18 protein-coding genes are annotated in these 19,176 nt (G+C 38.8%); 9 read left to right on the top strand and 9 right to left on the bottom strand.

All coding sequences use genetic code 11. From position 1 onward, the window contains the following. Positions 1-7: 7 nt before the first annotated feature. From AW165_RS07205 to AW165_RS07190, 4 genes are all read right to left on the bottom strand, one after another. Positions 8-1,426 (bottom strand): phosphomannomutase/phosphoglucomutase, encoded by a 1,419-nt coding sequence (locus AW165_RS07205; protein WP_060465357.1) that lies wholly within the window; start codon positions 1,424-1,426, stop codon positions 8-10. 198 nt (positions 1,427-1,624) lie between these two features. Next, entirely contained in the window at positions 1,625-2,077 is a 453-nt protein-coding gene (gene dut, locus AW165_RS07200; protein WP_002121799.1) for a dUTP diphosphatase, read from the bottom strand. Positions 2,078-2,101: 24 nt separating this feature from the next. After that, positions 2,102-4,141, bottom strand: a complete 2,040-nt coding sequence (locus AW165_RS07195; protein WP_005070868.1) for a UvrD-helicase domain-containing protein — start codon at positions 4,139-4,141, stop codon at positions 2,102-2,104. A gap of 193 nt (positions 4,142-4,334) precedes the next feature. Beyond that, on the bottom strand, positions 4,335-4,988 hold the full coding sequence (locus AW165_RS07190; protein WP_009390536.1) for an OmpA family protein: 654 nt from the start codon (positions 4,986-4,988) through the stop codon (positions 4,335-4,337). Between the two features lie 246 nt (positions 4,989-5,234). Between AW165_RS07190 and AW165_RS07185 the strand changes: the two genes are divergently transcribed. From AW165_RS07185 to AW165_RS07160, 6 genes are all read left to right on the top strand, one after another. Then, entirely contained in the window at positions 5,235-6,161 is a 927-nt protein-coding gene (locus tag AW165_RS07185; protein ID WP_057085441.1) for an acyltransferase, read from the top strand. Positions 6,162-6,177: 16 nt separating this feature from the next. Next, complete coding sequence (locus AW165_RS07180) at positions 6,178-7,224, top strand: hypothetical protein (RefSeq protein ID WP_005803142.1); 1,047 nt, start codon at positions 6,178-6,180, stop codon at positions 7,222-7,224. Between the two features lie 120 nt (positions 7,225-7,344). Next, positions 7,345-8,073 (top strand): septum site-determining protein MinC, encoded by a 729-nt coding sequence (gene minC / locus AW165_RS07175; protein ID WP_005075304.1) that lies wholly within the window; start codon positions 7,345-7,347, stop codon positions 8,071-8,073. 66 nt (positions 8,074-8,139) lie between these two features. Further along, positions 8,140-8,952, top strand: coding sequence for a septum site-determining protein MinD (gene minD / locus AW165_RS07170; RefSeq protein ID WP_002121719.1), 813 nt, complete (start codon positions 8,140-8,142; stop codon positions 8,950-8,952). A gap of 2 nt (positions 8,953-8,954) precedes the next feature. Further along, entirely contained in the window at positions 8,955-9,227 is a 273-nt protein-coding gene (minE, locus tag AW165_RS07165) for a cell division topological specificity factor MinE (RefSeq protein WP_000896934.1), read from the top strand. A gap of 83 nt (positions 9,228-9,310) precedes the next feature. Further along, a complete protein-coding gene (locus AW165_RS07160; RefSeq protein ID WP_002121755.1) occupies positions 9,311-9,598 on the top strand; it encodes a PA4642 family protein in 288 nt (95 codons plus the stop codon). 41 nt (positions 9,599-9,639) lie between these two features. Here the strand turns inward: AW165_RS07160 and rhtC are convergent, their stop codons facing one another. Continuing rightward, the gene (gene rhtC, locus AW165_RS07155) at positions 9,640-10,260 is read right to left on the bottom strand and encodes a threonine export protein RhtC (protein ID WP_031947563.1); all 621 of its coding nucleotides are present in this window, start codon (positions 10,258-10,260) and stop codon (positions 9,640-9,642) included. Positions 10,261-10,411: 151 nt separating this feature from the next. Beyond that, complete coding sequence (locus AW165_RS07150; RefSeq protein ID WP_060465356.1) at positions 10,412-13,465, bottom strand: DNA translocase FtsK; 3,054 nt, start codon at positions 13,463-13,465, stop codon at positions 10,412-10,414. A gap of 269 nt (positions 13,466-13,734) precedes the next feature. On the opposite strand from AW165_RS07150, the gene trxB reads away from it, so the two are divergent. From trxB to AW165_RS07135, 3 genes are all read left to right on the top strand, one after another. After that, the gene (gene trxB, locus AW165_RS07145) at positions 13,735-14,682 is read left to right on the top strand and encodes a thioredoxin-disulfide reductase (RefSeq protein WP_002121722.1); all 948 of its coding nucleotides are present in this window, start codon (positions 13,735-13,737) and stop codon (positions 14,680-14,682) included. A 122-nt stretch (positions 14,683-14,804) separates the two neighbouring features. After that, positions 14,805-15,536, top strand: coding sequence for a leucyl/phenylalanyl-tRNA--protein transferase (gene aat, locus AW165_RS07140; protein WP_016803285.1), 732 nt, complete (start codon positions 14,805-14,807; stop codon positions 15,534-15,536). Positions 15,537-15,554: 18 nt separating this feature from the next. Further along, positions 15,555-16,370 carry an arginyltransferase gene (locus AW165_RS07135; protein ID WP_004703325.1) on the top strand — a complete coding sequence of 272 codons (816 nt, stop codon included), beginning with the start codon at positions 15,555-15,557 and terminating at the stop codon, positions 16,368-16,370. Here AW165_RS07135 and rimI read toward each other — a convergent pair. From rimI to AW165_RS07120, 3 genes are all read right to left on the bottom strand, one after another. Then, positions 16,356-16,817, bottom strand: coding sequence for a ribosomal protein S18-alanine N-acetyltransferase (gene rimI, locus AW165_RS07130; RefSeq protein WP_060465355.1), 462 nt, complete (start codon positions 16,815-16,817; stop codon positions 16,356-16,358). The two genes, AW165_RS07135 and rimI, sit on opposite strands and share 15 nt — an antisense overlap. 106 nt (positions 16,818-16,923) lie before the next feature. Beyond that, positions 16,924-17,799, bottom strand: a complete 876-nt coding sequence (locus AW165_RS07125; RefSeq protein ID WP_032057683.1) for a metal-dependent hydrolase — start codon at positions 17,797-17,799, stop codon at positions 16,924-16,926. A gap of 235 nt (positions 17,800-18,034) precedes the next feature. Continuing rightward, positions 18,035-18,916, bottom strand: a complete 882-nt coding sequence (locus AW165_RS07120; protein ID WP_060465354.1) for a metal-dependent hydrolase — start codon at positions 18,914-18,916, stop codon at positions 18,035-18,037. Positions 18,917-19,176: the final 260 nt, after the last annotated feature.

The following is a 19,176-nucleotide window of genomic DNA, read 5'->3' as shown; positions in this document are numbered from 1 at the left end:
TCCTTACTTAGGCCTCTGAAAGTTCTTGTGCAATTTGCGGATAGTGTTCTTGCAACATATCTACAAATTTTTGCTGGATTTCCTTTAATCGTAAAGGATTATCTGCATCAAATCGTACTGTAAAGTATTCACCAGTATTTGATGCTCGAATAATGCCAAAACCATCATCAAAATCAAGACGTACGCCATCAATTTTACTAATACGTGCCCCTAAGCGATGACTTAAAATCTCAATATCTTGTAATACATACTTTGGATCAGACTGATAAGTACCAATATAGGTATCTTCTGTACAACATCTTTCTGGATATGGAGCAAATAATTCAGAAATTGTAGCGGCATCAGATTGGGTAAAATACTCCATTACTCGTAATGCAGCATATAAACCATCGTCGTAGCCAAAACCACGGCCATCATTAAACACATAATGACCTGCATATTCTCCACCAAAAATGGCACGTCCATTCGATTGAGATAAATAAGCCCTTAGGAAACTACTTCCCGTGCGGATCATTTTTGCTTTTCCGCCGAGTTTCTCGACGGTCTCTTGAACCATACGTGAACATTTCACATCAAAAACAATTTCTTGCTCTGGATGCTGCTCAAGGCACATTTGCGCAAAAAGCGATAATAAGCGATCTGCTGTTAATATCTGTGCTTTTTCATCGACTAAGACAACACGGTCTCCATCGCCATCAAGAGCGATGCCGATATCAGCCTGCTGCTCGACCACGGCTTTACGCAAGCTAATTAAATGAGCTGCATGTGATGGATCTGGTGCGTGATCTGGAAACTCTCCATTTGGATTAGTGCGTAAAGCAATGACTTCACAACCCATTTTTTCTAAGATTAGTTTTGAACAATGCCCAGCTGAACCATGCAAACCATCTAAAACAACTTTTAAAGGACGTTTTAACTGAATATCTTTAAAAATGGCTTGTTGGTATTGCTGGCAAAATTCAGCTTTAAATTGCGGTAAGGTTAACTCAAGTACAGAAATTGAATGGCTTGGTACATAAGTTTGGGCTTCTTCACCCACCTGTTGAATCATTTCCGGAGACGGCGGTTCGCCTTTTAAAATCCACTTAATACCATTATCAGATTTTGGGTTATGGCTTGCTGTCACCATAATGCCATTGCCACCAAAATCTCGTGCAATGTAGTACATCATTGGTGATGAACAGCAACCAATATTGGTCACTTTTAAACCTTGTTCTATTAAAATTTCTTCAATTAAGTGTGCATAGGCTGGGCTTGTGAGCCGGGCATCATAGCCAATTACTAATTGAGTTTGTTTTGCTTGTTTGTATTGTTGTGCCAATCCGTAGGCAATTGAACGGACAACGTCCGTGGTTAAGAAAGAAAGTTTGCCTCTAATATCGTAAGCACGAAAAATACTTTTTGGAAATGAGTGTCTTACATTCATAGCGTATCTTCTATTTAAAGATCAATTCGATCTATCGCAAAAACATAGATTATTCAAAATTTTTGAAAGGTTTGTTTGCTAAAAAAGTTAAAAGAATATGAGTAAAGCGTGTTGTAATATAATCCTTTGTAACATTCAAGATGTAAAAAGAAACGCCTGTTCAACAGGCGTTTGATTTTCGTTAATATTTAAAAAAACTTATTGTTTACCTGTATGGCCAAAGCCACCAGCGCCACGTAAAGTTTCTTCAAACTCTTCTACTTGCTCAAATTCAGCTTGTACGACTGGCACTAAAACATATTGTGCCAAACGCTCACCTGGTTCTAAACGGAATGTGGTTTGACCACGGTTCCAAACTGAAACCATCAATTCACCTTGATAATCCGAATCAATCAAACCAACTAAGTTGCCAAGCACGATCCCGTGTTTATGACCTAAACCTGAACGCGGTAAAATTAAACCAGCAAAATTTACATCATGAATATAAATTGCCATACCTGTTTTAACTAAAACAGTTTGTCCTGGTTCAATATCAATTGCTTCATCTAAACAGGCACGTAAATCTAAACCCGCTGAACCTGCTGTTGCATATGAAGGTAAAGGCCATTCTTTACCTAAACGCGGATCGAGCAATTTCACTTGAACTTTCATGGGATTTCCTAAAAATTAAAAAAATTAACGCTTTAATAAAGCTTTTAAATTTGCCAGATATTGTTGAGCCTGTTCTTTAGGGTCAACATTAGCCGCAATTTTCTTTTTACGCCCTAACCACTCAAGCTCATCTTGCGGAAGCTCATCAAGGAAACGGCTAGGCGTCATTTGTTTCATCTGTCCACCATTTTTACGCTGTTCCGCTAGAGTTAACGTTAAACCTTGGCGTGCACGTGTAATTCCCACGTACATGAGACGGCGCTCTTCCTCAATGGTTTCTGCTGCAATCGAGTTCTTGTGAGGCAATAGTTCTTCTTCAAGTCCCATAATGTACACATATGGGAATTCCAGACCTTTTGCTGCATGCAAAGTAAGAAGGTTAACTTTGTCTGTATCTTCTTCTTCTTGCTGCTGTTCTAACAGATCGAGCAAAACTAGTTTTCGGATGACACTTTCAATATTCTTTTCATCAACATCTTCAGCACGATTAATCAGATTTTGAATACTGGTAAATAAGTTCTCGATATTATCGAGTTTACTTTTCTCTTGTGCAGGTGTTGCTGACTGTTCTCGAACGTAATCCATATAACCCGCTTCATTCATCATTTGACGAACTTTAGGCACAGGCTCATCATCTTCTAACAATTCACGCGTAAATGTCGCGATAAAATCGGCAAACTCATGAAGCTGTGTTTCTGCCTTTTTAGGAAGCACCATGCTTAAACGCTGGTCCGCAGAAGCACCGAGTAAAGACAAATTATTTTCTTGTGAAAATAAACCTAGTTTCTCTAGAGTAACAGGGCCAATCGCACGTTTAGGCGTATTAATAATTCGTAAGAAAGCACTATCATCTTCTGGATTAATAATAAGACGTAAATAACTCATCACGTCTTTAATTTCTGCACGGGCGAAGAACGATGTACCGCCAGAGAGTTTATAGGGAATTTGCATTTGACGAAGCTGGGTTTCTAACACACGTGCCTGAAAGTTTCCGCGATACAACACAGCATAATCTTTCCAGTTCTTACCGTTCATCAGCTTGTGAGTCAGTAGGTCTTTGACCACGCGCTCTGCTTCATCGTCATCATTACGACATGTAATGATTCGGATGACTTCCCCATGTCCTTTATCACTCCACAATTTCTTGTCAAAAATATGTGGGTTGTTTTGAATCACACAGTTAGCTGCTTTTAAAATACGGCTGGTCGAACGGTAATTTTGTTCAAGCTTAATAATATGTAGATTTGGGAAATCTTGTTTAAGCAATGCCATATTTTCAGGCTTAGCACCACGCCATGCGTAAATCGACTGGTCATCATCACCTACCGCGGTGAACTGCCCCATTACCCCAACTAAAAGTTTGACCAAAATATACTGCGCGGTGTTGGTATCTTGATATTCATCGACTAATAAATAACGGACACGGTTTTGCCACTTGTCACGTACTTCTGCATTTTCTTGCAATAAGCGTGTTGGCATAACAATCAAGTCATCAAAATCGACAGCATTGTAGGCACGTAAATTACGTTCATAAAGTTGATAAAGATGAGCAAACTGGACATCTTCTGGTGTTTCACAAGTCGAATGCGCTTGTTCAGGCAAAATCAGATCGTTTTTCCAATCTGAAATTTTCTTCATTGCCTTGGCAATTAATTCTTTACTCTCTGCACCCGATAAATTGTCACGATGCATCAAATCCATCAAAATACGTTTACAGTCGTCTGCATCCAAAATCGAAAAATTAGCTTTTAAAGGTAAATTTTTAAGTTCTAAACGTAAAAGGTTTAAACCAAAAGTATGGAAGGTCGATACGGATAGACCTTTTGCTTCTTCACGCGACAAAAGCTTGGTCACACGCTCTTTCATTTCACGCGCAGCTTTGTTTGTGAAGGTCATCGCGGTTATACGATGCGCAGGAATACGGCAATGTTGCACCAAATAGGCAATTTTACGCGTAATTACCGATGTTTTACCTGAACCAGCGCCAGCAAGCACCAATAAAGGGCCCTGAGTATATTTCATGGCTTCTTCTTGCTTGTTGTTCAATTGACTGGCAGATGACATCGTGTATTACCTCTTAATTTTTCGAGCATGATTATAGTCATCTCTTTTTTAGAATCCCAATAGTAAATCTACGGATATGTATAAATGATGTCTAATAATGCAATTTATGCGCCGCAGAATGTCGTGATTATTTTTTGTACTGCCCCCATAAAAAAACCACCCGAAGGTGGTTTTTGAAACAATAAACTAGATCTTATTGTTTAGCATAAATGCTGATTTCTACACGGCGGTTTTGTTCACGGCCAGATGCAGTTGAGTTATCTGCGATCGGGTTAGATGAACCATAACCTTGCGCGTCGATACGGCTAGCAGATACGCCTTGGCTAGCTAAATAACTACGTACTGATTGAGCGCGTGCTTGTGATAATGGAATGTTGATAGAGTCATTACCAGTGTTATCAGTATAACCAGTTACAAGAATTGCACTCTTGTTATCTTCAGCCAAAGTTTGAGCCACTTTGTTCAAAGTTGCGTAGAAGTTTGGCTTGATGTTTGATTTGTTTGTATCAAAAGTAATGCTACCAGGCATGATCAATTGAACAGAACCATCTGGGTTACGGCCAACGTCTACACCAGTACCCGCCATTTGTTGACGTAATTTTTTCTCTTTCTGGTCAAGGTATACACCACCAGCAGCACCAAGAACTGCACCAATTGCCGCAGCACGGTTGTTTTGACGGCTAGAGTTTGCATTTGATTTAGAAATACCATAACCAGCTGCTGCACCAATTAAAGTACCTAATGCGGTTTTATCGTATTCAACGCCACCAAGATTATTACCAGTTGTTTGACAACCAGAAAGAACTACTGCTGCCCCTACCACTGTTGAAATAACTAATGCACGCATTGCATGCCTCCTCACTTTGTGTGTTTTGTTGTCTGAATGAATAATGAAACAAAAAGGAAGTATAAAACATTGATATTTTGTTAATAATAAACAGTTTAGTTATGTTTTTGTAATATTTTGATGCACTTTAAGATGCTAGCTCATCACAATTTCTTCATTGTTGTCTAAGATAACGTTGTATTTCATATTATGACAGTTATAGTTGAACAACTTTTCTATGGATTTGAGACATTCGGGGTCATTTATATGCCAACTGCACCCAATAAACAATCTGCGCTAAAAAAAATTACACGTGGACTCACTGTAGGTACAGTCATTACAGGAAGTACTTTTTTTCATGGTCCTCCTGTTCTTGCATTAGGTCTGACCAAGCTTTTAAAAAAATCATCAAAAATAGATGAAACTAATATTCAAATTACAAATAGCTGGTTAGGGGTAAATAACTGGTTAATTGACCATGTTCTACCCAATCTAAAATGGGACATTACCATTGATGAAGGGCTTGATCTGAATATGCAAGGTCGTTATTTAATGACCTGTAATCATCAAAGTTGGGTTGACACGACTGTAAATCAATATTTTGGTTTAACCCGTATGCCCCTTACCCGTTTCTTTACTAAATGGGAACTCATCTTTATTCCTTTTGTTGGGCAAGCATTTAAAATTTTAGGCTTCCCAATGATGAAACGTCACACTAAAGAACAGATCGCGAAGAATCCTGAACTTAAAGACCGTGACATGATGGAAGCACGTAAAGCTTGTGAGCAGCTTTTAAGTCAGCCCTTCACCCTATTAAATTATTTGGAAGGTACTCGTTTTACTCAAGAAAAACATGACCAGCAAAAATCCCCTTATAAGCATTTGCTAAAACCCAAAGCAGGTGGCTTGGCGCTTGCATTAAACATCTTGGGTGACAAAATCGATGCCCTAGTTGATATGACCATCGTCTATCCTGATGGCGTACCGGGATATAGCAATTTCTGGCTTGGGGATGTTTCTAAAATTGCGGTTAACTTACGTAAAATTGAAATTCCAGACTGGGTACTTGGCGGCAACTATGAAGATGACGCAGCTTATCGTGAACGTTTTCAGCAATGGGTTCATGACATTTGGACCGAAAAAGATCAACTTATTGAGCAAATGAAGTCTCAATATACCACTGCAAATATTTAAGAAAGCACCCGTTATTATGCAAAACAGTTCTGGGAAAAAAACGAAATACCATCATGTAGACCCAAACAGCCTTTCATTTAAGCTGTTTTTGGTCTACGACATCTTTATGGTGTTTATTATCATTTTTAACTTGTTCTGTCTTGCGACTAATTTCTTTTTAATGAGCAGTATTGGGGCATGGTTCTTTGAACATATTCACTTGCCCCAAGTACTCAGCTTTTATCGTACTTCACTACATCCTTGGGTGATTACGTCAGAAGCTTGGTTTATTGGTTTTTTAATTATTGAGCTGCTTGTACGCTGGGCTATTGCGATCATCAATAAGCACCATAAACGTTGGTTCTTTTTTCCTTTTATTCACTGGTATGAAATTTTAGCTATTATTCCTCAGCTCCGTTTTTTACGTTTATTCCGCGCTGGGATTATTGCTTACCGTTTACATGAGTTGGGCTATCCAGTTGTTCCGGAAAGCTGGCGGAAAACTGGGCTGTTTTACTATCGCGTCGTAATGGAAGAATTATCTGACCGCGTTGTAATTACCGTGATTGATGGCATTAGATATGAACTTGAAACCAGTTCTAGCCATAAACAGATTATTCATGACTTGGTTAATCATCATCGTGAGCAATTTACTGTCGCTCTAACTGCATTATTACAAGAATCTTTAGCCACCGCTTTAAAAGAACAAAAGCCTGCCATTACAAAAGGTGTGGGCAAAATTGTAGATCAAGCCATTATTGATACGCCTGAGCTAACTCAATTATTACGCTTAATTCCTTTAGTCGGTGGCCGCATTGAACAGCAAATTCAAAGCATTGGTCAAAGATTAGGTGAAAATATTAGTGCAGGTTTAATTGAACCTTTAATTGAGGGATCTCAAGATGCTCCAAATCCTACTTATCAATTAATTTCTCAAAGAGTAAGTGAAATCAATATTAATAATCGTCAGCTTGAGCAATTGGTTGAATCTGTCGTATTCGAGACACTGGAGTCTGTACGTAAACAAGTCAAGGTCAAACAATGGCAACAAACCCTTGCGGAGTATGATCGAATCAAAGAATAAGCATTTATTTAATTTTTTATGAATCACGCTAGAGAATTGGCACGAATTGTTCTAGCATTTGCCCTATTTACAATAAACTTAACGATATTACAGCTCGTTTAACGCCTTGAAGGAAGACTTATGGCTGATATACGGATTACCGGCAGAATGGTTAACTTTAGCAGGATAACCTTCGATACCAATGATCATGATGTGATCCGCCAGCAATTATCAAATATTTTAAATGAAGGTTCCTATCAAGGAACTTTAGTGATTATTGACAGTACAGTTGAGCAAGAGTTAATTGCATTGATTCAACTTCTGGTGAGCTTGGGTTTACAACCAATGGCGGTAATCGACGGTATTTTAGGAGATGAGGCTCGCGCTATTCAATTCCCTGTTTTACCGGCAGATCAACCATTACAACGCATTAAAGCGACAGCTGAACAAGTGGCTATTGTGGAAAAACCTGCTACAGCTCCTGCCTCGTCTTCAGCAGAAACAAAAAAACCACTAAACAAGATAGCGGTCGCTCATATTACCTCTTATCATGATGAAATTTTGCGTACAGGCCAATCCCTTGTACAAGATAACGGCGATATTATTTTAAAGGCTGGCATGAATAGTGGTTCCGAGGTGATCGCTTCAGGAAATATACATATTTATGGCACAGTTCGTGGTAGAGTCATTGCTGGTGCGGGCGGGCACGCAGCTGCACGCATTTTTTGCCAATCTTTAGAGGCTGAGCTCGTTTCCATTGCCGGAACGTATTGTGTCGCAGATGATATCCCTAAACATGTGGTAAAAAAACCAGTACATATTTATTTAAATGAAAAGCAAGAGCTTGAATTTGAAGCTCTAGAACTTTAATTTATTAAGCAAATCACCAAAAAACAGCCCTTTTAAGGGTGTATGACCATAATAGGAGTGGATTCGGTGGCCAAAATTGTTGTCGTAACATCAGGCAAAGGTGGTGTAGGTAAAACTACAACGAGCGCATCTTTTGCAACAGGTTTAGCCCTTCGTGGTCATAAAACTGTTGTGATTGATTTTGATGTAGGCTTACGTAACCTTGATTTGATTATGGGTTGTGAGCGTCGTGTTGTTTATGATTTTGTTAATGTTATTAATAACGAAGCACGTCTGCAGCAAGCCCTTATTCGCGATAAAGATATCGAAAACCTTTATATTTTACCGGCTTCACAAACACGTGATAAAGATGCGTTGAGCGACGAAGGTGTTGCTCGTGTTATTGATGAGCTATCTCAAGAATTTGATTACATCATTTGTGACTCACCTGCAGGGATCGAGCGTGGCGCGATTTTAGCCATGTATCATGCAGATGAAGCAATCATTGTAACAAACCCTGAAATCTCTTCAGTACGTGACTCTGACCGTATTATTGGTATGTTAGATAGCAAGACCAAGAAAGTTGAACACAACGAAGGGCGTATACGTAAACATTTATGTATTACACGTTTTAACCCGGAACGTGCTGACCGTCAGGAAATGCTGACAATTGATGATATTTCTAAAGATATTTTACGCGTACCGACATTAGGTGTTATTCCAGAATGTCCAAGTGTATTACAAGCATCAAACGAAGGTAAGCCAGTTATTCTGTATTCAGAAACTAAAGCTGGTCAGGGGTATGATGATTTGGTTGCACGCTTCCTTGGCGAAGACCGTCCTTATCGACACATCACAGCTCAACCTAAAGGCTGGTTAGCACGACTATTTGGAGCGTAGATATGGCAGGATTCTGGAGTAAATTATTTAGCAGCGAAGAAAAACCATCAAGTGCTCAAACTGCCAAAGATCGTTTGAAAGTTATTGTTGCTTCTGAACAAGGTTTAGGCCGCCGTTTAAGCCAAGACAAAATTGATCAGATGAAAAAAGAAATCATGCAAGTGGTTAGTCGTTATGTTAGCGGTGTAGGTGAACAGCATATCCAAATGCAAGTTCGCTCTGAAGCTAATATCGAAATGTTAGAAATGAATATCAATTTACCTGAAGAACGATAATTCTATTTCTGACTATTCAATAAATCAGAATCAAGGCAAAATAACGCAAGTTATTTTGCCTTTTTTAAAATGAGGAGATTGTCATGGCATTATCACAGCCAGCAACTTTCAATGAAGAATGGTCCGATGAGCGTGTTTTTGCCTACCTCAACCAACTTCCTCCAAGTGGTGTGAATGCAGATTTTCATGTGCTCTACCATGCATTCAAACATATGCGCCCAACAGACTATGAGCGTCTTTTAACGCAATTTATTGCGGACGGACGTGATATTAATGCCAAAGACCCTGAAGGCCAACGCATCCATGATGTAATTGCTAAGTTTCCGCGTCAATCGGCACCATTTTTAGAAGTTCTAGCAAAGTTTGCTTAAAAATAAAAAGCCTCTAAAAGAGGCTTTTTTCTTATCTAAACTTATCGATTGCCAATCAGGAAAATGCCAAATACTGTAAAAATACCGCCAGAAATACCATCAATCCATTTTGAAAAATTACGATAAGCTGCTCTAAAACTCGGTAATGAAAAAATAAAAGTCACAAAGCAGAACCATAAAATTGTCTCGACTGTGACAATAATAAAGAGTAGCCAGTGAACTTGATCAAGTTGAGGATTAGCTAAAAATAAAGAGAAAACACTACCAAAATAAATAACAGCTTTCGGATTTGATAGATTGGTTATCAAGCCTTTAATAAAAAATAAGTAAGGTGCTTTTGGGAGCTCAACAGCAACATTGCCCTCTTGCTGATTTTTTGAAAAAGCCGAACGTAGCATCTGATAGCCCAACCAACATAGATATAAGCCACCAGCAATGAGCAATCCTTGCTTTAACCAAGCCATTTTTTCAAAGATAAGATTTAGCCCCATCAGTGCCAAGCACGCCCAAAACATAACACCCGCCGTTATACCAGCAACGACCAGCATAGCGTCTTTACGAGACCGGCTAATGGCAGTTTGAGATACAAGGAAAAAATCAGGCCCGGGAGTAATAAGTGCGCAAAAGTGAATAAAGGCTAAAGTAATCAGAGCTAATAGCATGTCTTTCTCCTGATTTAATTCATTGTTATTTATTTAGGGAAAATACATTAGCATTTTTTTACTAGACGATAAAATCTTTAAGTCATTTATAAATAGGTTCACTTTATTTAAGTTATAAAAAAGCCTCCGAAGAGGCTTAAATTATATTGGCTTAAACTAGAATATCCCGCTTACCATTAGGGCCCATTGAGCTCACAATGCCGTTCTCTTCCATTTGATCAATGATTCGAGCGGCACGGTTATAACCGAGGCTAAATTTACGCTGTAGCGAAGATGTAGACGCTTTTCGAGTTTCTAATACGAATGACACACATTGATCATAAAGAGCATCTCGGTCAGAACCACCTTCACCCTCTTCAAAGCCACGTGATGCTGGCTCTTCATCAAATGGTGTCAAGATTTCATCAATATAGTCAGGCTCACCACGCTCACGCCAAGCATCACAAATACGGTTTACCTCATCATCACTAATGAAAGCACCATGCACACGTTCCGGCTCAATTTTACCTGGGCCCAAGAACAGCATATCACCATGACCTAACAAGTCTTCTGCACCACCAGCATCCAAAATAGTACGTGAGTCAATTTTACTATTTACACGTAGTGCGACGCGCGTTGGAATATTGGCTTTAATCAAACCGGTAATAACATCAACAGATGGGCGTTGAGTTGCAAGCAATAGGTGAATACCAGCAGCACGAGATTTTTGCGCCAAACGGGTAATCATTTCTTCTGCTTTTTTACCCACTTGCATAATCATGTCGGCGAACTCATCCGCAACAATGACAATAGATGGTAATGGCGTTAAACGAGGTGCACGTTCTTGTGTCGCAGAATCACTTGGTTTCCAAGTCGGATCAATTAAGTCTTCACCATTCGCAATCGCTTCTTCAACTTTACGGTTGTAGTCACTTAATTTACGAATTTTTAAGAACGACATAAGTTTATAACGACGTTCCATTTCATTCACACACCAGTTCAAAGCACTTACCGCATCTTTCATGTCAGTAACGACTGGAGTTAATAAATGTGGAATATCATTATAGTTTGCAAGTTCGAGCTGTTTTGGATCGATTAGAATTAAACGTAATTGATCAGGTGTGTATTTAAGCAACATCGATAAAATCATCGAGTTGACCGCAACCGATTTACCAGAACCTGTCGTACCAGCAACCAACATATGTGGTGCTTTCGCTAAATCAGTGAGTACAGGATTACCTGAAATATCTTTACCCATCGCCATACTAATTAATGCACTTGGGTCGCGATATGTTGGTGTTTCCAATAACTCAATCAAACGTACCATTTCACGGGCACTGTTTGGCACTTCAATACCAATATATGGTTTACCAGGAATGACTTCCACGACACGAACAGAAGCCATCGACATTGAACGCGCCAAATCACGTGAGATATTCGTTACCTTAGAAGCTTTCACACCCGGCGCCAAATCTAACTCAAAGCGAGTTACAACTGGCCCTGGTTGAGCCTCTACCACCTGTGCTTTAACGTTAAATTCTTGCAATTTAATTTCAAGCAATTCAGACAAACGTGAAAGTTGCTCTTCAGTAAAGTTGACTTTCTTATTTGGATCGACCTTATCAAGTAGGTCAAGACCCGGTAAAGTTGGCAAATCCAAACGCTTCTTAGCAACTTGCATTGCACGAGACATTGGGCGGCCTGATGCATCTGTTAACGGCGCATCAAAATCGAAATCGTCTTCATCAAAATCAGAATTTTCCTGCGGTTTTCCAGCAGTCTCCTGCCAAGCTTCGATAAACTCTTCTTTTGAAAGTTTGTCGGCCTGAATAGTCGTTTGGATAGGAGCTTTTACAAATGCTGAAGATTGCGCATAACTACTTGCTCTTACAGGTTCAGCTGGAGCAATGTCTTCATCTATTAATAAATCATCAAAATCTTCAAAGACTTGTTCGTTTGCTAAATTTTTAGGTGATTGATTTAAATTTGAAATATTTGAAGATGTTTCATTCGCAATATTAACAGATTGCGAAGTTGGTTCTGCTTCTACATGGTGATCTTGAACAAATGGTGTATGCACATCTGTTGCAGTTTTACTGTTTGGAACCGCGGCAAGTAACTCATCAAAAATTTCATCATCATTCCAATCAAGACCATGTAAGTCTTGTTTTGATGATGGTTGATTTTGATTTACTTGAGAAATTGTTTGCTGGAATTGCTCATGAGCAGGAACTTGTTCTATCTCTGTCGAATCATCAGCAGCTCTTAAAAGTGCATCAATTTCTTGCTTATGACTTGCATCATCACGTTGTAAAGCACGCCATACTTCGCCAGTCGCAACTAAGCGTTGGCTATCTCGTTCAAGTTTATGGGCCTGTTCAAGCGTATGCTCAAAGTTCTGAGTATTTGCAACTTGTGTATCTGCAACAGGTTCAGGTCGGCTCTGCTCTTTCGCTAGCACATCTGCAAATAAGCGCTCAGCAACCGCATCATGTCGCGTTGTCGTAGATTGCGGTTGAGCTGTTTCAGATTGAACTGATGCTTCTTTCTCATCTGAAGTATTAGCATTCGTTTCTACATTGTCAGCAACTTTAACCGCGGCTGCTTTGTTGGCAGGTTGAGTTGTTAAGTCATAATCCGATTCATTCGGAGATACGTTCTTATAAAATAAATCTTGTAAATAACTTGGTGTCGCTTTGAGCGTAACCCATGTTTTACTCCATTGCACCCCAAATGCAAGTGTAAACAAGACTACCCCGAAAACCAGTAAAAATAAGGTCGCACCGTAAATTGTTAACAATTGAGATAGGCTTTGACCTAACTCATAACCAATAATTCCCCCAGCTGCATTATCTAAAGTATCTGCCGGCACATTCCAATGTAAATAAAGTAAGCTAGATACAACTAGAATTAAGAAGAATTGTGCAGCATAACGAAATGGGCGGTTTAGGAAACTACGTGGCCACCAAACCTGAATTGCTTCAATGAAAAGGAAAATTGGAATAAGCAAACTTGCCCATCCTAAAAAACCAAACAGCAAATCTGCAATCCATGCGCCAGCAATACCACTTGCATTGGATACTTGCTGAGTATCACTGGAAATATGCATCCAGCCCGGGTCAAATGGTGTATATGTTACTGTTGCCAGAAACATATAAATACCAAAAGAAACCAAGAATAATGTCATCAATAAGCGCTGTGCATAAACACTTGACACCGCAGTCATATACTGTCCTGTAACCCATTTAATTATTGGTTTAGAGATGTGAAGAACTACATTTTAGATCTTCAACGAATGAACTTTATATTATGCACCTGTTCTTACAAAAAAGGTGCATGATTCTTTACAGTTGTTGTTAACATAAGGCACTTCTATATTGTTATATAACTTAATTCGATTGACCTGATCAATATTATCCACATTGATTTAACGCTATTGATCGGCAAATTCACGTATAATTTTCAAAATTCTCGAAATAAATAAGGATACCCTCAATGAGTGCTCGTCATTCTCGGTTAATTATTCTCGGTTCTGGCCCTGCGGGCTATAGTGCAGCAGTATATGCAGCGCGTGCAAACCTTAAACCTACTTTAATTGCAGGTTTACAACTAGGTGGGCAACTTACAACAACAACCGAAGTTGACAACTGGCCGGGCGATCCTGAAGGTTTAACAGGTCCTGCATTAATGGATCGTATGCAAGCACATGCTGAACGCTTTGGTACAGAACTCGTCTATGACCATATTAACGAAGTGGACTTAAATGTACGTCCTTTTGTTCTTAAAGGTGATATGGAAGAGTACACATGTGACGCTTTAATTATTGCAACTGGTGCTACAGCTCAATATCTTGGCCTAGAGTCTGAACAAAACTTTATGGGACAAGGCGTAAGCGCATGTGCAACATGTGATGGTTTCTTCTACAAAAACCAAAAAGTAATGGTTGTTGGTGGTGGTAACACTGCTGTTGAAGAAGCACTTTATTTATCAAATATTGCTTCACATGTAACGTTAGTACATCGCCGTGATACTTTACGTTCTGAAAAGATTTTGCAAGATCATTTATTTGCCAAAGAAAAAGAAGGCAAAATCAGCATTATTTGGAATCACGAAGTTGAAGAAGTATTGGGTGACAATACTGGCGTAACCAGTGTTCGCCTTAAATCAACTCAAGATGATTCTAAGCAAGACGTAGAGGTTCATGGTCTGTTCGTAGCAATTGGTCACAAGCCAAACACTGGAATGTTCGAAGGCCAGTTAAACCTACGTGATGGCTACATCCAAGTGCAAAGCGGTACCTCTGGTAATGCAACAGCGACTTCTGTAGCTGGTGTTTTTGCTGCTGGTGATGTCGCTGACAGCATTTATCGCCAAGCGATTACTTCTGCTGGGTCTGGCTGTATGGCGGCTCTAGATGCTGAAAAATATCTAGATAATCTTTAATTAATAGATTTCTAGAGTTTTAAAACAGCCGTTCTTATAACGGCTGTTTTTTTAGAATAATGACTAGCTGACATATATTAATTTTTATAGCATAACCTTAAAGCTCATCTTATTTTATTTTTATGAATACACTTCCACTTTCCCAATTCATTTTTCCTGATCCCATTGAAGCCGATCCAGATGGGCATGGTTTAATTTGTATCGGAGCGGACCTCTCCCCTTCTACCCTATATGAAGCATACACCCATGGTCTCTTTCCTTGGTTTAATGAAGATGAGCCTATTTGTTGGTGGAGCCCAGAACCTCGTTGCGTGATCTACCCTCAAAACTATAAACCAAGTAAATCACTCATTCGAAACATGAAAAAGTACGATTACACCATTACGGTAAATCATGCCTTTGAACAAGTTATTCGCTCTTGCTCTTTGCCAAGAAGTTATGCAGATGAAACATGGATTAGCGAGGATATTATTCAAGGTTACTGTGAGATGTTTAATGCTGGTTATGGTTACAGTATTGAAGTATGGCAACAAGAGGAGCTTGTAGGAGGTTTATACGGTGTTACGATTGGCAAAGGGTGTTTTGGTGAGTCAATGTTTAGCAACGAAACCGATGTTTCAAAAATGGCTTTTTATACATTAATGCTCATAGGACAAGAAAATCAGCTACCATGGATAGACTGCCAACTCGTAAACAGTCACTTAATTAGTCTGGGAGCCAGTACACTTTCTCGTCAAGACTACTTAAAATCGTTACAAGATGTAATTATTCACCCCTCTATCAATTGGAAAAAGTATCAAGAACGTGTATTTTCAAGTAAAACAATAGCATTAGATGCAAAATTAATGGAATGATAACAGGAGGGACCAATCATGAAATCATATCACCCGAAGTCCCTTTTAAATGATCTGCAGTATTATATTACTCCACCTCATGATTGTAGCTACTTAGAAAATAAATCAGCACGCATGGTGTTTTTAGATCCCATCCATCGAATTGATGTGGTCACTCTTTCAGAACTTTCTCGTTTAGGCTTTCGCCGTAGTGGCGACTTTGTTTATCGCCCTGAATGTCACTTATGTAGACAATGTCTGTCTTGTCGTGTTCCAGTTGCCGATTTTCAAATGAACAGCATGCAAAAAAAAGCATGGAAACGAAATCAAGATCTCACCATGACTGTTCTGCCTACGCGACAAGCAGCACAAATTCATTATGATTTATACGAACGCTATATTAATGAACGCCATGCAGATGGTGATATGTTTCCGCCGAGCTTAGATCAGTTTGAAAAGTTTTTAGTACATAGCTGCACAGATAGTTTTTTTCTTGAGCTTTGGAAAGACAATCGGCTCATTAGCGTTTCTACTTGTGATTTAATGGATGATGGACTATCGGCTGTCTATACATTCTTTGATCCCGATGAGCATCGTAGATCACTTGGTGTTTACTCTATTCTTAACCAAATTGAATATGTGAAATCACTCGGTTTAGAGTACCTTTATTTAGGCTATTGGGTGCCTCATTCAGCCAAAATGAACTATAAATCGCAATATACCCCTTTAGAACTTCTGCTCGATGGGCAATGGCGCCGTTTAAACAGGTCATTATCACCAGAAGAAATTCAACAACTAGGTACGTCTCTTATGACCACGCTACCTTCTGAATGGAATAATTTAATCATTAAATAAAGATGCGAAATCATCTGTACAGGTTTTTACCATAATGACCGCATGTTCCCGCCCACCATCTTGGGTAGGATAATAATTGCGACGCAGATCAATTTGGTGAAAGCCTGTTTTTTCATATAAACCAATAGCGGCTTTATTACTTTCACGAACTTCTAAAAAGATTTGTACTGGCTGATTTTCCAATTTTTCAATTGATGCACTTAATAACTCATATCCTAAACCCTGCCCTTGCATTTTAGGATCAACTGCCATGAGTAACAAATTAGCTTCATCTAAAACAGGCTGTAAAATGCAAAACCCAACCACTCTGTTTTGTGACTCAATCACTGTACATTGATAAGAATTCAAAGATTCAATAAATTGCTGTCTTGACCACGGATGGGACTGAACTGATTTTTCAATTTGAACGACAATATCCACATCAGTGTTTTGCATAATACGAATCATGAGTTTCAACGCAATGAAGATTCTAAAGTAGTGCGTATTATAAAAACTTCCCAAGAAAAAACGAGCAAAAAAAAGGACAATTGAATTGTCCTTTTTTAAAGTAATTTTAAAGACCTAATTTTTCACGCCAAGTTGCCAGCAATGCTGTGGTATCCGAATCATTTGGATGAAATTTTGGTCTTAAAAAATCAAGTAACTCTGGAATTTGACGAGTCATAAAACCTTTACGACCATACATGAACTTAAGCATGTACTTCGTATCTTTCCAAGTTAATTTTTCGTCAGTCTTGAGTAACTTAGCAGTAAAATAAGACTGCGTTGCAAAGATTAATGCCATTGCAATAATCAAGGCTGTTGAACGCATAAAATAAGCTTTCGGACCTTGTCCGTACATACTTGTATACACATCAAATGCCACAGCTTTATGTTCATTTTCTTCAACTGCGTGCCACATCCACAAATGATACATAGTGTCGTCTTGGAACATGGCCTGAATTTCAGGGTTTTGTAAAAGTTCAGCTGCAATGGTCGATGTGAAATGCTCTAGAGCACAGGTTCCAGTCAAATCAATCATTTCTTTAGTATAACCAAAAGGTTTCATTAATTTGGTTACAACAGCTGTACCCATCTTAATGACTTTTCCTGTTTGCTTTTCCATATGACGCACATCATAACCATAAGCCTGTGCTGAAGCATTAAATGCTAAATGCTCTTTGGAGTGCATCGCTTCTTGACCAATAAAAGCACTAATTTCTTTTTGAAGATCTGGATCAGCAAGCTTTGGATCATTTCGAACCGCACGCGTACTGTTTACAAAGAACTGCTCACCCTCTGGAAAAAGGGCCGATAATGCTGTCATAAAATGTGTTAATGCAGCATCATAATTTGCCCAATAGCGTGGGACCTGAGCAAATTCAAAATCCATACGACGCACCGGGAAACTAGCGCCAGCACGATTGGAAATATTTACCTTAGCATTCATCTCAGACTCCTTTTAAGTGAATAGCTAATTCACATATAACTTTATTTATTTTCTTAATATTTATAATCATACGTCTTTCGATGTACCAATTAAGTGCAGATGAGGACAGAGAAATATCAGATGAGGTCATTCATAGACACATAAAGGTGCAATATTTGCTCCATGATCTCTTTAAAATAGTTATAGAAAAATAAAAAAGGGCCTCTATCGGCCCTTTATAGATCATGAATTAAATCTATAAACCTAATTTTGCTTTCCATGTTTTCAATAGACCAACGGTATCTAGGTCATTTGGATGAAAGCCAGGTTTAAAGTAAGCTAACATTTCTTTAGCCATACCACTAATAATACCTTTAGATGGGCTATATCCGTATTTATAAATTACTGATAGTTCATCTAAATTCAACTTGTTATCTTGCTTTAATAAACGAAGCACAAAAGATGACTGGATTAAAAAGATTAAAGTCATAGCAAATACTAAAGAACTGGTTCGTAACGCATAGGCTTTTAGACCTTTACCAAATACACCTTCGTATACGTCATAAGCTACGGCTTTATGCTCATTTTCTTCAATAGCATGCCAATACCACATCGTTGACATTGTCTCATCTGTCATAAGCTCTTGAATGTGCTTATTGACCAATAATTGCGACGCAATAGTAGCGGTAAAATGCTCAAGAGCCGTTGTAGCAGTCAAATCAACCATTTCTTTTGTCATACCGAAAGGTTTGACAATTTTTACAAAAGTTTTAATTGCTGTTTGAATTGCCGTATCGGTAAATTTCTCTAACGTTTCTACATCATGGCCAAACTTTTGAGCAGAAGCATTGAAGTTTACATGCTCTTGAGTGTGCATTGCTTCTTGCCCAATAAAAGCACTAATTTCTTTTTGGAGCGCTTCATCATTTTTAATCGCTGGGTGATAACGTACTGCTCGTACACTATCTATAAAGAATTTCTCACCAGCCGGAAACAATGCCGACAATGCAGTCATAAAATGTGTGAGTCCAGCAGAACCACTCATCCAATATTCTGGTACATCATTAAAGTCAAAATTCATACGACGTACTGGAAAGCTTGCACCTGCACGATTCGTAATATTCACTTTAGCATTCATACCCAAAGCTCCTTAGTAAGTAACCCTAGTTACTCAAACTTTATTGTTCGTTTTCTTAATTCTTATCATACAAATTTAACAAAAAGGGTTAAGGGGAAATAAGGACATTGAAATATCAGTTAGGGCCAGCCTTTATAGTGATTGTTAGACAATTAAGTATAAAAAAAGCGCTCTAAAAAGAGCGCTTTTTTTTCACTGAAAGTGATTATGCAGTTACTTTCGCAACAACACCTGCACCTACAGTACGACCACCTTCACGG

It is taken from the genome of Acinetobacter sp. LMB-5 (genome assembly GCF_001541635.1).
Taxonomy (GTDB): Bacteria; Pseudomonadota; Gammaproteobacteria; order Pseudomonadales; family Moraxellaceae; genus Acinetobacter; species Acinetobacter pittii.
This window is presented reverse-complemented; position numbering and strand designations above follow the sequence as displayed.